The organism is Sphingomonas sp. NFX23 (genome assembly GCF_049887795.1).
Classification (GTDB): Bacteria; Pseudomonadota; Alphaproteobacteria; order Sphingomonadales; family Sphingomonadaceae; genus Sphingomonas.
The window spans coordinates 266088-279856 of record NZ_JAGEKH010000003.1; the positions used below are offsets into that span (position 1 = coordinate 266088).

Consider the following 13769-nt stretch of genomic DNA (forward strand, 5'->3'; position numbering starts at 1 on the left):
GTAAAAGAGGCGGCATTTTTGAACTGCCACCCCGGCGGAGGCCGGGGCTCAATTGGATAGGTGGCAATAACGACACGCCGCCATCCCTTAGCAGCGTCTCCCAATTGGACCCCGGCCTTCGCCGGGGTGGTATTATTCTTCGGGTGGAAGCGTCACATCCCGAATATCACCTGCTTCCCTTACTCCGCCGCCTGCGCCAGCGGAGCCGGGTCCTTCCAGACCAGCACCGGCTTGCGTGCCGCGAGCGTCTCGTCGAGGCGGGCGCGGGGGGCGAAGTGGGGGGCGGTCTTTAGGCTGGGGTCGCCGGCTTTCGCGCGTTCGGCGACCGAGCGGAGTGCGGCGATGAACTGGTCGAGCGCCGCCTTCGATTCGGTCTCGGTCGGCTCGACCAGCATCGCGCCGTGGACGACGAGCGGGAAATACATCGTCATCGGGTGGAAACCCTCGTCGATCAGGCCCTTCGCGATGTCGATCGTCGAGAAGCCCGCGGCGAGGCCCGAGTCCGAGAACAGCGCCTCGTGCATGCACGGCCCCGACGGACCGAACGGTGCGTCGAGCGTGTCGTCGAGGCTGCGCAGGATGTAGTTCGCGTTGAGCACTGCATCCTCCGACACCTGGCGCAGGCCGTCCGCGCCGTGGCTGAGGATGTAGGTCAGCGCGCGCGTGAACATACCCATCTGGCCATGGAACGCGACCATGCGGCCGAAGCTACCGGCGTGATGTTCGCCTGCGGTTTCTTCCTCGACGAGGACGAACTGGCCGTCCTGATTCTCGACGAACGGGAGCGGTGCGTAGGGGGTCAAAGCTTCCGAGAACACGACCGGACCCGAGCCTGGGCCGCCGCCGCCGTGCGGGGTCGAGAAGGTCTTGTGCAGGTTGATGTGCATCGCGTCGATGCCGAGATCGCCTGGCCGGACGCGGCCGACGATCGCGTTGAAGTTCGCGCCGTCGCAATAGACGAAGCCGCCCGCCGCGTGCACCGCATCGGAGATCTCGCGCATGTCGCGCTCGAACAGGCCGCAGGTGTTGGGGTTGGTGATCATCACGCCGGCGACGTCGGGGCCGAGCCGGGCCTTTAGCGCGGCGGTGTCGACGCGGCCTTCGGCGGTGGCGGGGATGTCCTCGACGCTATAGCCGGCGAAGGCTGCGGTGGCGGGGTTGGTGCCGTGTGCGCTCTCGGGGACGAGGATGATCTTCCGCGCGCCTTCGCCCTTGGCTTCGAGTGCGGCGCGGATCGCGAGGATGCCGCAGAGCTCGCCGTGTGCGCCCGCCTTGGGGCTCATCGCGACCGAGGTCATGCCGGTGAGCGTGACGAGCCAGTGCGCGAGCTGGTGGATGACTTCGAGCGCGCCCTGCACGGTGTCGACCGGCTGGAGCGGGTGGACGTCGGAGAACCCGGGCAGCCGCGCCATCTTCTCGTTGAGGCGCGGATTGTGCTTCATGGTGCACGAGCCGAGCGGGAAGAAGCCGAGGTCGATGCCGTAGTTCTGGCGTGAGAGGCGCGTGTAGTGGCGAACGGTTTCCGGTTCGGAAAGACCGGGGAGGCCGATCGGTGCGGTGCGCGACAGGCCGGCCAAGCGGCTTAGCCCTCTCCCCTCCGGGGAGAGGGTTGGGTGAGGGGCTGTTCCGGGTGCAGCATTGCTTGGCTGCCCCTCACCCCGACCCTCTCCCCGGAGGGGAGAGGGAGCAGCGAAATCTACGCCGGTGGTGTGCGCGTCGCCGATCTCGAAGATCAGCGCTTCTTCCAGCATCAGGGCCTTGTTGCCGGTTACCGATGCGGGGACGTTACTCGTATTCTGCTCCGGCGAGGTCGGGCGCCAGCCGCTCTGGTTGATGCTCATGCCAGTATCTCCTGGAGTGCGGACGCAAGCGTTTCGACGTCCTCCGCGGTGGTCGTTTCCGTCACGGCGACGACGAGGCCGTTCGCAAGGGCGTCCTGCCCGGGGTAAAGACGGCCGAGCGACACGCCGGCGAGGATACCGCGATCGGCTAGCGTGCGGACCACGGGGCGGGCTTCGACGGGCAACTTCAGCGTGAACTCGTTGAAGAAGCTGTCGTTGACGAGTTCGACGCCGGGGATCTGCGACAGGCGCTCGGCGGCGGATACTGCGCCTGCGTGGTTCACTTCGGCCAATTGGCGCAGACCGGCTTCGCCGAGCAGCGTCATGTGGATCGAGAACGCCAGCGCGCAGAGGCCGGAGTTGGTGCAGATGTTCGACGTCGCCTTTTCGCGGCGGATGTGCTGCTCGCGGGTCGACAGCGTGAGGACGAAACCGCGGCGGCCGTCCGCGTCGACGGTCTCGCCGCAAAGGCGACCGGGCATCTGGCGGACGTATTTGTCCTTGCAACCAAACAGGCCGACGTAAGGCCCGCCGAACTGGAGGCCGACGCCAAGCGACTGGCCTTCGCCGACGACGATGTCCGCGTCCATCTCGCCAGGCGAAGTGATCGCGCCCAAGGCGACCGGCTCGGTGACGACCGCGATCAGCAGCGCCTTCTTCGCGTGGCACGCATCCGCGAGCGGGCGCAGGTCGGCGATGCGGCCGAGGATGTCGGGGTACTGGACGACGACGCACGACGTATCGTCGTCGATCTTCGCGATCAGCTGGTCGAGGTCCATGTCGGCGACCAATTCGGGCGCGGTCGTGTCGAGCACGTCGCCGGTGAACTTGGCCATCGTGTTCGCGACCGAGACGTAATGCGGGTGGAGACCCGACGACAGGATCGCCCTGCCCCGCTTGGTGATGCGCCTAGCCATCACGATCGCTTCCCAGCACGCGGTCGAGCCGTCGTACATCGAGGCGTTGGCGACGTCGGTGCCAAGCAGCCGCGCGACCTGAGTCTGGAACTCGAACAGCATCTGCAGCGTGCCCTGCGCGATTTCGGGCTGGTACGGCGTGTACGCGGTGAGGAACTCGCCGCGCTGGATCAGGTGGTCGACCGACGCCGGGACGTGGTGCTTGTAAGCGCCGCAGCCGAGGAAGAACGGCGCTTCGCCCGCGGTGAGGTTCTTTTTCGCGAGCGCCGACATGTGGCGTTCGACCGCCATTTCGGAGGCGTGCATCGGCAGGTCGCGGACCGGGCCGTCGAGGCGGGCGGCTTCGGGGACGTCGACGAAGAGGTCGTCGATGGTCGAGGCACCGATGACGGCGAGCATTTCCGCACGGTCGGGCTGGGTCAGGGGAAGGTAGCGCATTCTAGTCTCCTCCCCTCCCGTTCACGGGAGGGGTCGGGGGAGGGAATGAGACGGGGAACGACTGTAACAGCCCCTCCCCCGACCCCTCCCGCAAGCGGGAGGGGAGCAGTTAGATCAGAGCCCTTCGACGAAGGCTGCGTAAGCGGCTTCGTCCATCAGGCTGTCGAGCTCGCTCGGGTCGCTGAGCGTCAGCTTGAAGAACCAGCCTGCGGCTTCGGCGTCCGAGTTCACCAGGCTGGAATCGTCGGTAAGCGCCGCATTGCCTTCGGTGACGGTGCCCGAGACCGGGGAGTACACGTCGGACGCGGCCTTGACTGACTCGACGACCGCGGCTTCGTCGCCCTTGGTCAGCGTCTTGCCGGCTTCGGGGACGTCGACGAACACCACGTCGCCGAGCTGGCTCTGCGCGTATTCGGAAATACCGACGGTGCCGACGTCACCATCGACGTCGACCCATTCATGATCCTGCGTGAAGTAACGGCTCATATCACTTGGCTCCTGCGCGGACGTAGCGGTGGGGAATGAAGGGCATCGCGGTGACGGTGGCGGTGTGGACCTTGCCGCGTTGCGCGATCTCGATACGGGTGCCGGGCGTCGACAGCGCGAGCGGCACATAGGCCATCGCGATTGGCTTCCCGAGGGTGGGTGCGAAACCGCCGCTGGTGAGGCGGCCGATCGTCGCGCCGGTGTCGTCGATCACTTCGGCGCCCTCGCGCGCGGGCTGGCGGCCCTCGACGATCAGGCCGACGCGCTTGGTGGCGGGGCCATGCTCGCGCTGGGTAAGGATACGCTCGGCACCGGGGAAGTCGGCGGCTTCCCGGCGACGCTTCGAGAGCGCGAAACCGAGGTCGGCCATCACCGGCGTGATCTCGGGATCGAGGTCGTGACCGTAGAGCGGCAGGCCGGCTTCGAGACGCAACGAGTCGCGTGCACCGAGACCGATCGGCTTGATCTCGGGGAGCGCGAGCAGCGCGTCCGCGAACGCGACGGCATGTTCGGCGGGGAGCGAAATCTCGACGCCGTCCTCACCGGTATAGCCCGAGCGGCTGATCCAAAGCGGTACGTCGTTCCAATAGAACGCACCGGCGGTCATGAACACGAGGCCGTCGATACCGGGGACGATCCGCGCGACCGCCTCGACCGCTTTCGGACCCTGCACGGCGAGCAGCGCCTGGTCTTCGAGGATGTTGATGGTGACGTCGTCGGGCAGATACTCGATCAGATAGCTGATATCGTCATACTTGGTCGCGCCGTTGACGACGACGTAAAAGCTGCCGCTCGCGGTCGGCGACGGATGCAGTGGATCGTACGCTTCTGGCTCGACGTCCTGCGCGGAGAAGGGCGAAGGCTGATCGTCGGGCAGGCGCGTGGCCATCAAATCGTCGAGGATGCCGCCGTCCTGCGCGAGCAGCAGCGAATAGCGCATCTTGCCTTCGCCGAGCCCGGCGATGTCGCCCGGCAGGACGGTTTCGAGCGCGTGCGCGACGCCTTCGCCGGAGAAGACGAGCTGACCCATGTGGCTGACGTCGAACAGCCCGGCCGAGTCACGCGTCCAGGCGTGCTCGGCCATGATGCCTTCATACTGGATCGGCATTTCGTAGCCGGCGAACTCGACCATCCGCGCGCCCTGCGCGCGGTGCCACGCGTCGAGCGGCAACGGCAGAATCTCGGGCTCGACGTAGTCGTCCGCCTGATCGATGATGCTGGCGTAATCGCTCATAAACGGTCTCCGTCGAAGGGGCGCGCGGCACCCTGTGGTGCAACGATCCAAACCCCCTCTGTCACGGGACCTGAGAGCTTTCGCGCGGGACTTGTCCAGCGCTTACCCCTTCGGTGGCCCTCGGCGCGAACGCCAGGACGCTTTCCAGAGTGTCGATCAGCCCCGCGCGGTCTCTGGTGCCTGAGAGATTCCGGGGTGGTTGCTCCTTCGGCGGTTCCATCAGCCCTGAAAGGACCGGAAACGCTCTCCCGCGCGGTGCCATGCCGGTTGCCCGACATCGACGCCGCGGGTTGTGACGCGACGCACAATCTTAGTCAATCTAGGGTTTGGCGCGGCGGCAAGAAATCGGTGGATACCCCGCCATTAGCACCACCCCGGCGAAGGCCGGGGCCCAGTTGGCAAGGTCGCCGTAACAGCGGACCATCCGTCGTTACTACCGTCCCCCAACTGGGCCCCGGCCTTCGCCGGGGTGGCGGACTTATCTCGAGGTGTACGACCCGACGGAAAGCTGACCGTTATTCGACCGTCACGCTCTTCGCCAGATTCCGCGGCTGGTCGACATCCGTGCCCTTGAGCACGGCCACATGATACGCCAGCAACTGCACCGGTACCGCGTACACCAAAGGCGCGATCAGCGGGTGGACCTTGGGCATGGTGATCGTCGCCATGCAGCCTTCGCCGGCCGCCTGGATGCCGTCGTAATCCGAGATCAGCACGACCTTGCCGCCGCGCGCCATGACTTCTTGCATGTTGCTGACGGTCTTGTCGAACAGCGGACCCGACGGTGCGATGACGATGACGGGGACATGCTCGTCGATCAGTGCGATCGGGCCGTGCTTCATCTCGCCGGCGGCATAGCCCTCGGCATGGATGTAGCTGATTTCCTTCAGCTTCAGCGCGCCCTCGAGCGCCAGCGGATAATCCGTCCCGCGGCCCAGATACAGCACGTCGCGCGCGCCGGCGATGTTGTGCGCCATCGCCTCGATCGCCTCGTCATACGCGAGTGCACCGTTGAGCGCGGCGGGTGCCTCGGCGAGGTGGCGGACGATCTCGCGCTCCTGCTCCTTCGACAGCAAACCCTTCGCGCGCGCCAGGTTCGCGGCGAGTGCGGCGAGCACGGCGAGCTGGCAGGTGAACGCCTTGGTCGAGGCCACGCCGATCTCGGGGCCCGCGTGCGTCGGCAGCAACAGGTCCGCCTCGCGTGCCATCGAGCTGGTCGGCACGTTGACGACGACCGCGATCTTCTGGCCCTCGGCCTTTGCATGACGCAACGCCGCGAGCGTGTCGGCGGTCTCGCCCGACTGCGAGATGAACAGCGCGAGGCCACCGTCCTCCATCACCGGCGCGCGGTAGCGGAATTCGGAGGCGACATCGAGGTCGACCGGCACGCGCGCGAACTGTTCGAACCAGTATTTGGCGACCATGCCCGCGTAGAAGCTCGTGCCGCACGCGACGATCGTGACGCGCTTGATCGTGGACAGATCGAACTCGGGGATCGGCAGCGTGATCTCGCCTTCCATCCGCTTCAGATACGAGCGCAGCGTCTGAGCGACGACGATCGGCTGCTCGTAGATCTCCTTGAGCATATAATGCTTGTGGTTGCCCTTCGAGATCACGTCGCCGGTGATGCCCGAGATCGTGATCGCGCGTTCGACAGGCGTGTTGTCGCGGTCATAGACCTGCGCGCCATCGCGGGTCAGGACGACCCAATCGCCTTCGTCGAGGTACGCGATACGCTGCGTCAGCGGCGCAAGCGCCAGTGCGTCGGAGCCGAGATACATCTCGCCTTCGCCGTGGCCCACGACCAGCGGCGAACCGAGCCGCGCACCGATCAGTAGGTCAGGATGCTGGCGGAACAGGATCGCGAGCGCGAACGCACCGTGCAGGCGGGGCAGCACGTCGCGGACGGCGGCGATCGGGTCCATGCCCGCCTCGATCTTCTCGCTGACGAGATGCGCGACGACTTCGGTATCGGTCTCGCTGGTGAACGTCCGGCCGCGCGCGATCAGTTCGTCGCGCAGCGGCTTGAAGTTTTCGATAATGCCGTTGTGGACCACTGCGACCTCGCCGGTCGCGTGCGGGTGCGCGTTGTTGGTGGTCGGGCCGCCATGCGTCGCCCAACGCGTATGCGCAATACCGGTCTTGCCAGGCAGCGGATGCGCGGCGAGTTCGTTCGCCAGATTAACCAGCTTGCCCGACGCACGACGCCGCTCGATCGCGCCGTCATTGTCGGTCGCGATGCCAGCCGAATCATAGCCGCGATACTCGAGCCGCTTCAGCCCATCCAGGAGACGACCGGCAACATCCTCGCCGCTCAGGATTCCAACGATACCACACATTTACATCATACTCCGTGGAACGGGTCTTACTTGCCGCTTGCCTGCGCGGCCTTACGCGCGATCATGCCGTCGCGAAAGCGCTTGGCCCAGCCGGCCCTTGCGGTTTGCAGCGGGCGGACCAGCGCAAGGGCATCGGCCTCGACGTCCTCTGTCAGAACCGATCCCGCCGCGACGATCGCACCTGCACCGATCGTGACAGGTGCGACCAGTGCCGAGTTCGAGCCGATGAATGCGCCCGCGCCGATCACGGTGCGGTATTTGAAATAGCCGTCATAGTTGCAGGTGATCGTCCCCGCGCCGATGTTGGCGCCCGCGCCGATATCCGCGTCGCCGATATAGGTGAGGTGGCTGACCTTCGCGCCTTCGCCGATCACGGCCTTCTTTACCTCGACGAAGTTGCCGACCTTGGCATCCGCACGCAGGTCCGCGCCGGGGCGGAGGCGGGCGAACGGCCCTACGTTCGCGCCCTTGCCGACCGAGGCGCCCTCGATGTGGCTGAACGCGTGGATCGTCGCGCCGTCAGCGATGCACGCGCCGGGGCCGAATACGACGTTGGGTTCAATCACGACATCGCGGCCGAGCTGCGTGTCGTGCGAGAACCAGACGGTGTCGGGGGCGATCAATGTCGCGCCGTCCGCCATCGCCTGCGCGCGCCGCGTCGACTGCCACGCGGCTTCGACACCCGCAAGTTCACCGCGGCTGTTGACGCCGGCTACCTCGTCCGCGCCGGTTTCGATGACGGCGGACGAGCGACCGGCGGCTGCGGCAAGCTCGACGATATCGGTGAGATAATATTCGCCTGCCGCGTTGTCGTTGCCGAGCCGGTCGAGCAGCGAGAACAGGTCGGTCGAGTGCACCGCCATCAGTCCGGAATTGCACAGCGTCACCGCGCGTTCCGCCTCCGACGCGTCCTTATACTCGACGATCCGATCCATCCTACCCGCGGCGTCGGCGATGACGCGACCATAGGCGCCTGGTTCCGCCGGGCGAAAGCCGAGCACGACGACGGCAGGCGTGTCGTCGCCGTGCAACCGGTCGACCATCCGCTCCATCGTGGCGGCGGTGACGAGCGGGACGTCGCCGTACAGGATCAGGACGTCGCCTTCGAACCCCGCCAGCGCGTCGCGAGCCTGCGCAACTGCGTGGCCGGTACCGAGTTGCTCTGCCTGGAGCGAAGTGGAAATACCGAGCGGCGCGACCGCTGCCTCGACCTGTTCACGCCCTGCCCCCGTCACGACGACGGTCTTCGCCGGCTGCAACGCCGCCGCGCTTGCGACGAGATGCAGTAGCATCGGCCGGCTGGCGATCGGGTGAAGCACCTTGTGAAGATCAGATTTCATCCGCGTACCCTTGCCGGCAGCGAGGATCACGACTGCGATGGGGTGGGCTGGAATCGGTTGGTCGATGGAATGCGTCGTCATGGAAGGATCGCTGCCACGAAAGCCTTGCCAATTCCATAGTCTCGCTGGCAGGCCCGCATCCAATGACGCATTTTTTATTCGATATCGTCGGGTTCGACCTGGACGGCACGTTGCTCGACACGAGCGGCGACCTAGCCGCCGCCGTCAACCACGCGCTCGCTACGGTCGGTCGCCCGCCCCTCACCGTCGAGGAGGTCAAGCCGATGATCGGCGGCGGCGCGCGGCATATGCTCAAGCAGGGCCTGACCGCGACCGGCGGGTATGACGAACCGATGCTCGATGCGCTGCACGCCGAACTGCTCGCCTATTACGAGGCGAATATCTGTGTGCTGACAAAGCCTTATCCGGGGGCGATCGATGCGCTGGACGCCTTGGCTGCGAAGGGCGTGACGCTGGGGATCGTCACCAACAAGGTCGAACGGTTCGCGCGGACCGTGCTGGGCGAACTTGGGCTGGCCGATCGATTTGCCTGCATCCTGGGCGGCGATACGATGGCGGAGTCGAAGCCCTCTCCGATGCCGATCCACGAGATGGTGAAGCTTTGTCGTGAAAGCGGGGGCGGCGGAGACCGCGCTGCGTTCGTCGGCGATTCGATCTTCGACATCCAGGCCGGGCAGGCGGCGGGCTTACCGACGATCGCGTGCAGCTTCGGTTTTCTGATGCAGCCCGTAGCAGAGCTTGGCGCCGACGCGGTGATCGACGGTTTCGACGAACTCGTCCCGACGCTCGAAAGGCTCGGCGCATGAACCGGACGACGCTCACGCGCGTCGCGCTGGTCGTCGCGGTGGTGTTCGCGGTGACGATGGCTTTGCTGCCGAAGCCGCCGCACATGCCGATCGACCAGTTCGGCGACAAGTTCGGGCATATGCTTGCATTTGCGACGATGGCGCTGCTGGCGGCGCTGTCGTTTCCGACCGCGCGGCTGTTCCGGATCGGCGAGAGGCTATCGTTTCTCGGCGCGATGATCGAGGTCCTGCAGGCCATCCCATCGCTGCACCGCGATTGCGACATCTACGACTGGATCGCCGATACGCTGGCGATCACGGTCGTGTTGCTGATCGTCTGGGCCGTCCGACGCAGGCGTGGCGCGCGTCTCAACTAAGCCTTGCGCCACTTCGTCCACAAATGGCGGGCAAGCATCGCTGGCGGCATGCGTAACCAATGCGAGCGGACGTAGAAGGCGAGCCGGGCGACCGGTCGGGTCGGCCTGCCCCAGCCGTCTCGCGCGGTGATGCGGCGAATGTAGAGACGATCGGCCCCGCGCGCGGTTCCTTTGGCGAAAAGCGCATCGACGAGGCGCAAGGACCGGGCCACTTCGCGGGATAGGCCGTGACGTTCTGCCTCCTCGTCGAGGCCGTCGGTGCCGAACTCCTCGATCAGACAGCGGATGTCCCACAGGTTGCGGAGACCACCGGCGAGGTCTCCATCGGCGAACAGATGCGCCGCCGCGTGTATAAGCATTCCGTTGGGGGAGAGGGTCCGCAGGCCGTTCTCCAGTGTGAAACACCCGGCGATTAACGCCGCCGCATCAGGCGTGATCCGCGCGGTCAGTGGCAGGATGGTGTGGTGGACATCGATCATCCGGTCGCGGTCGCGGTGGATCAGCGGCGGGAGCTCGTGCATCCAGCGGCGATAATAGACATCGTCATACGGGTCGGGCTTCACCCATTCCCAGCTAGCCGCGAGCAGCGCCGCCTCGACCGCATCGAGCGATGCACGCGGCACAAGAATGTCCAGATCGCCGATCGATCGCCCCTGCCCTGCCGATAAGCCTGCCGCGACGAATGCGGTGCCCTTTAGTAGGATGACAGGGCATTCGATCGCAGCCAGCGCTCGCCGTGCCATCTCGGCCTCCCATAGCGCGGCACGGCGGCCGTGTTCGGCGGCGGCGCGCGCGTCGGCCAGGATAAGCTTCACGCCATCCGGCATCGCCAAGCCGTCGAGACGCATCGCCAGCGTACCGATTAGCTGCTCCGCTCGCGCCATCGTCAGCAGTGCGGTCCAGCCGTCCGCATCGAGCCCGACGACGCTGCCCGGATCGGCGAGCGCGCGGGCTAGGATGCGGGCGTCGCTTACCGCGCGGACCATAGCGCCTCGACCTGCTCGATCGCGCTTGCCCCGTCCGGATAATCGATCGCGACCGAAGGGACGTCGGCGATCAGGCCCGTCAGCGCCCGAAAGCCGGCCTCGCCCAGCGCGACGTAATTGGTCGAGGCCTGCGTCATCCGCACGAACGCCTCGGCCGGCGGCACCGGTCGCGTCTCCGCCCCGAAACCATAGCGCGGAAACACCAGCAGCGCGGGGGTCGCAGGCACGTCCATCGCCGCGATCGCGCGCGTGTCGGGGACCATGTGGCGGATGTTGCCTTTCGGCGTCGCTGGCATCAGCGGCCCCATCCGCGCATCAGGCCACGCCGACTCGGCCGCAGCAATCGCTACGTTCTTGAGACTGATCAAGCGCGGGAACGCATGGATCAGCCCGGTCGCGGGATCGAGCAACGCGAACTCGTCCCCCATGAACCGCCAGCCCTTCGCCGCGAGCAAGGTTGCGAGCGTCGATTTCCCTGCGCCCGAGATGCCGGTCATCAACAGGGCACGACCATCGCGCTCGACTGCGGACGCGTGGAGCAGAAGATAACGACGGGCACCTAGGGCCATCTGGAGGTTCATCGCCATCTCGGCAGCCAGCAGTCCCTGGCGCAACGGCAGCGGTGCGGCTTCGGGAAGCATGTAATCGCCACCGATCTCGACAGATGGGCGTATGATCCTGCGCCACGGACGCCTCGCGAACAGGCGCACGGTGAAGTCCGGCACGCCGTCGTGCGGCTTAGGGTAATCGCGGTACAGGCTTTGGAGTTCGGTGATCGGCGCGCGCCAGTCGGAGCCGATGCGGAAACCGATCGGCCCGATGCGGACGAAAAAAACGTGCCTCATGCCCGCTCGATCAGTCCGGCTTCGACGAGTTCTTCGAGCCGTGCCGCCAAAGCCTCGCGCGTACCGTCATCGAGATCATAGTCTCGTCCAAGCCGCTCCAGGAGGACGTCCAGCGACGATGCTCCCTCACATAATACCGCCAGAATCTGCGGTGCGGGTTCGGTCAGCAGGTGCGTGATCCCCGACGCGCGATGATATACCGCGGTGAATTCATCGAGCGGCGCGATCAGCAGGCCTCCGTCGGGCGGTCCCCGAAAGATCGTCCCCGACACGGCTTCAGCCGCGCGGCATCTGCAACGATGCGAAGCAGGTGAAGCCGCCCTGGCCGCGCTGCAACCGACGGATATATTTGACGTACGCGCGGCTGCGGTCGGAGTCTGTGCCGGGCAGCGTGCTGCCGCTGGCCATCGCGCGCTTCACCTCTTCGCCCTTGAACGCGCGCGTCGAGGGTGGGAATGCGCCCTTGGTACGTGCCGGTACGACGCCGCCGTTCGCATCAATATAGCTGCCGGCGCGGCCCGGATCGGGCACCGGAATCTCGCAATTCAGCACCGAGCCCGCGGTCTGCGCGAGCGCCGGGCGAATCGACACTACCATGCCTGCGGTCACCGCTCCGAGCGCCAGCACGCGGCGACGCGTTGGAACGCCGGTGTCGGTCTCCGCGGTTGCGACCGGGTCTTGGTTGAGTTCGATGTCGTCCATGATGCCCCTGCTAGACCACAGCCCTTTCATAATCTTGAAGCGCTGACAACATCGCCGTATCGACGCTTGGGAGAGCGTGCCGGAGTAGGACGACTTCGCACGCCGTTCGATTCCGCGGTCGGCAAGTCGGCGGCGCCAACAGACGATACCGGTTTGCACCGTGCCGCTGTATGGCGCTGCGCATGGACGTCGATTCCGTCCCAGGAGACCGCAATGCTTTCCGGATTTGGCCTGCGTACGTTTTGGGCGATCGTCGTGGTCGTTATCGCTGCCGTGGCGGTGTTCGCGCTTACGCATGACGTGCAAAGCGCGATCGTCGCGCTTGTCGGGGGAATCGCAGCCGCGCTGGTGGCGGCCGGCACCGGGGACGAGACGCCTGCCATGGATGACGCGACGAGCGTGTCGCCGTCGGTGCTCGACGACGTTCTCGATGCGATCGTCGCGCCGGTGATGCTGGTCGAGGACGGCCGCGTAGTGGTCGCCAATCGTGCCGCGCGGACGTTGCTCGGCGCGCATATCCTTGGCGAGGACGCGCGCGTTGCGATCCGCCATCCTGCGGCGGCAGAGCGCCTCGGGACGCCGGGGCCGATCGACGGCGAGCGACCTATCGAGCTGGTCGGGCTCGGCACGCGGGATCAGCGCTGGGAAATGCTGCTCAGCGAGACGTCGGAAGGCCAGCGAATCGTCCACCTTGTCGACCAGACCGGCAACTATGCCGCCGAGCGGATGCGGATCGATTTCGTCGCCAATGCGAGTCATGAATTGCGCACGCCGTTGGCTTCGATTCTCGGGTTTATCGAGACCTTGCGCGACGAGGCGGGCGAGGATGCCGAGGTGCGCGCGCGGTTCCTGAAGGTGATGGACGACGAGGCGCGGCGGATGCAGCGGCTGGTCGAGGACCTGATCTCGTTGTCGCGCATCGAGGCGGAAAAGTTTCGCCTACCCGACCAGGCGGTCGATTTCGCGCAACTGGTCGAGGACACGCGCGAGGAACTCGCCGACGCCGCGGGTGATCGCGGGCATGATCTGGTCGCGACGATCGATCCGAACCTCTCCTCGGTGTCGGGGGATCGGGTGCAGCTGTCGCAGATGCTCCACAACCTAATAGGCAATGCGATGAAATACGGGCGTGCGGGGACGCCGGTGACGATCGAACTGAAGCGCGACGATGCCGGTATGATCCGCTTGTCGATCCGCGACGAGGGCGACGGGATCGCGGCGGTGCACATTCCGCGGCTGACCGAGCGCTTCTATCGCGCGGATGCGGGACGCAGCCGGTCGCTAGGCGGGACGGGTCTCGGGCTGGCGATCGTCAAGCATATCGTCGAGCGGCACCGCGGTCGGCTCGATATCGCGAGTCAGGTCGGCGTCGGTACGGTGGTTTCGGTCATCCTGCCCCCGAGCGGCGGCGCGACCAAAGGCGCTGTCATAAAAGGGTAACCCAACTGTCACACAGGA

General features: G+C 66.1%; 13 protein-coding genes and 2 riboswitches. Of the genes, 3 read left to right on the forward strand and 10 right to left on the reverse strand.

Annotated elements, in window-relative coordinates:
* Positions 1 to 179: 179 nt before the first annotated feature.
* From gcvPB to glmU, 6 genes are all read right to left on the reverse strand, one after another.
* Positions 180 to 1841 carry an aminomethyl-transferring glycine dehydrogenase subunit GcvPB gene (gene gcvPB, locus J4O76_RS08915; RefSeq protein WP_426281374.1) on the reverse strand — a complete coding sequence of 554 codons (1662 nt, stop codon included), beginning with the start codon at positions 1839 to 1841 and terminating at the stop codon, positions 180 to 182.
* Positions 1838 to 3196: an aminomethyl-transferring glycine dehydrogenase subunit GcvPA gene (gcvPA, locus tag J4O76_RS08920; protein WP_426281375.1), complete on the reverse strand. Its 1359-nt coding sequence runs from the start codon at positions 3194 to 3196 to the stop codon at positions 1838 to 1840. The genes gcvPB and gcvPA overlap by 4 nt, the downstream gene beginning before the upstream one ends.
* Before the next feature lie 114 nt (positions 3197 to 3310).
* Positions 3311 to 3682: a glycine cleavage system protein GcvH gene (gcvH, locus tag J4O76_RS08925; RefSeq protein WP_333928474.1), complete on the reverse strand. Its 372-nt coding sequence runs from the start codon at positions 3680 to 3682 to the stop codon at positions 3311 to 3313.
* A gap of 1 nt (position 3683) precedes the next feature.
* On the reverse strand, positions 3684 to 4916 hold the full coding sequence (gene gcvT, locus J4O76_RS08930; protein WP_426281376.1) for a glycine cleavage system aminomethyltransferase GcvT: 1233 nt from the start codon (positions 4914 to 4916) through the stop codon (positions 3684 to 3686).
* A 48-nt stretch (positions 4917 to 4964) separates the two neighbouring features.
* A riboswitch (glycine riboswitch) is annotated at positions 4965 to 5072 on the reverse strand.
* Between the two features lies 1 nt (position 5073).
* Positions 5074 to 5177: riboswitch (glycine riboswitch) on the reverse strand.
* Between the two features lie 254 nt (positions 5178 to 5431).
* Complete coding sequence (gene glmS / locus J4O76_RS08935) at positions 5432 to 7255, reverse strand: glutamine--fructose-6-phosphate transaminase (isomerizing) (protein WP_426281377.1); 1824 nt, start codon at positions 7253 to 7255, stop codon at positions 5432 to 5434.
* A gap of 26 nt (positions 7256 to 7281) precedes the next feature.
* A complete protein-coding gene (glmU, locus tag J4O76_RS08940) occupies positions 7282 to 8676 on the reverse strand; it encodes a bifunctional UDP-N-acetylglucosamine diphosphorylase/glucosamine-1-phosphate N-acetyltransferase GlmU (protein ID WP_426281378.1) in 1395 nt (464 codons plus the stop codon).
* Between the two features lie 62 nt (positions 8677 to 8738).
* Here glmU and J4O76_RS08945 point away from each other — a divergent pair, with 62 nt between their 5' ends.
* Positions 8739 to 9422: an HAD-IA family hydrolase gene (locus tag J4O76_RS08945; RefSeq protein WP_426281380.1), complete on the forward strand. Its 684-nt coding sequence runs from the start codon at positions 8739 to 8741 to the stop codon at positions 9420 to 9422.
* Complete coding sequence (locus J4O76_RS08950) at positions 9419 to 9778, forward strand: hypothetical protein (protein ID WP_426281382.1); 360 nt, start codon at positions 9419 to 9421, stop codon at positions 9776 to 9778. Before J4O76_RS08945 ends, J4O76_RS08950 begins: the two co-directional genes overlap by 4 nt.
* On the opposite strand, the gene J4O76_RS08955 is transcribed toward J4O76_RS08950, so the two are convergent.
* Genes J4O76_RS08955 through J4O76_RS08970 form a run of 4 tightly spaced genes read right to left on the reverse strand, consistent with a single transcriptional unit; the run spans position 9775 to position 12311 of the window.
* Positions 9775 to 10764: a nucleotidyltransferase domain-containing protein gene (locus J4O76_RS08955; RefSeq protein WP_426281383.1), complete on the reverse strand. Its 990-nt coding sequence runs from the start codon at positions 10762 to 10764 to the stop codon at positions 9775 to 9777. The two genes, J4O76_RS08950 and J4O76_RS08955, sit on opposite strands and share 4 nt — an antisense overlap.
* Complete coding sequence (locus tag J4O76_RS08960) at positions 10749 to 11609, reverse strand: HprK-related kinase A (RefSeq protein ID WP_426281385.1); 861 nt, start codon at positions 11607 to 11609, stop codon at positions 10749 to 10751. The genes J4O76_RS08955 and J4O76_RS08960 overlap by 16 nt, the downstream gene beginning before the upstream one ends.
* Positions 11606 to 11881: an HPr-rel-A system PqqD family peptide chaperone gene (locus J4O76_RS08965; protein ID WP_426281387.1), complete on the reverse strand. Its 276-nt coding sequence runs from the start codon at positions 11879 to 11881 to the stop codon at positions 11606 to 11608. Before J4O76_RS08965 ends, J4O76_RS08960 begins: the two co-directional genes overlap by 4 nt.
* Positions 11882 to 11885: 4 nt before the next feature.
* Positions 11886 to 12311, reverse strand: a complete 426-nt coding sequence (locus tag J4O76_RS08970; protein WP_426281388.1) for a hypothetical protein — start codon at positions 12309 to 12311, stop codon at positions 11886 to 11888.
* Positions 12312 to 12524: 213 nt separating this feature from the next.
* On the opposite strand from J4O76_RS08970, the gene J4O76_RS08975 reads away from it, so the two are divergent.
* Positions 12525 to 13751, forward strand: a complete 1227-nt coding sequence (locus J4O76_RS08975; RefSeq protein ID WP_426281389.1) for an ATP-binding protein — start codon at positions 12525 to 12527, stop codon at positions 13749 to 13751.
* The last annotated feature ends 18 nt before the right edge of the window (positions 13752 to 13769 follow it).

Coding starts and splice junctions, on each gene's coding strand:
- J4O76_RS08960 (WP_426281385.1), bottom strand. CDS start 11,609: ATGAGGCACGTTTTTTTCGTCCGCATCGGGCCGATCGGTTTCCGCATC.
- J4O76_RS08945 (WP_426281380.1), top strand. CDS start 8,739: ATGACGCATTTTTTATTCGATATCGTCGGGTTCGACCTGGACGGCACG.
- J4O76_RS08975 (WP_426281389.1), top strand. CDS start 12,525: ATGCTTTCCGGATTTGGCCTGCGTACGTTTTGGGCGATCGTCGTGGTC.
- J4O76_RS08950 (WP_426281382.1), top strand. CDS start 9,419: ATGAACCGGACGACGCTCACGCGCGTCGCGCTGGTCGTCGCGGTGGTG.
- J4O76_RS08970 (WP_426281388.1), bottom strand. CDS start 12,311: ATGGACGACATCGAACTCAACCAAGACCCGGTCGCAACCGCGGAGACC.
- glmS (WP_426281377.1), bottom strand. CDS start 7,255: ATGTGTGGTATCGTTGGAATCCTGAGCGGCGAGGATGTTGCCGGTCGT.
- gcvT (WP_426281376.1), bottom strand. CDS start 4,916: ATGAGCGATTACGCCAGCATCATCGATCAGGCGGACGACTACGTCGAG.
- gcvPB (WP_426281374.1), bottom strand. CDS start 1,841: ATGAGCATCAACCAGAGCGGCTGGCGCCCGACCTCGCCGGAGCAGAAT.
- J4O76_RS08955 (WP_426281383.1), bottom strand. CDS start 10,764: ATGGTCCGCGCGGTAAGCGACGCCCGCATCCTAGCCCGCGCGCTCGCC.
- gcvPA (WP_426281375.1), bottom strand. CDS start 3,196: ATGCGCTACCTTCCCCTGACCCAGCCCGACCGTGCGGAAATGCTCGCC.
- gcvH (WP_333928474.1), bottom strand. CDS start 3,682: ATGAGCCGTTACTTCACGCAGGATCATGAATGGGTCGACGTCGATGGT.
- glmU (WP_426281378.1), bottom strand. CDS start 8,676: ATGACGACGCATTCCATCGACCAACCGATTCCAGCCCACCCCATCGCA.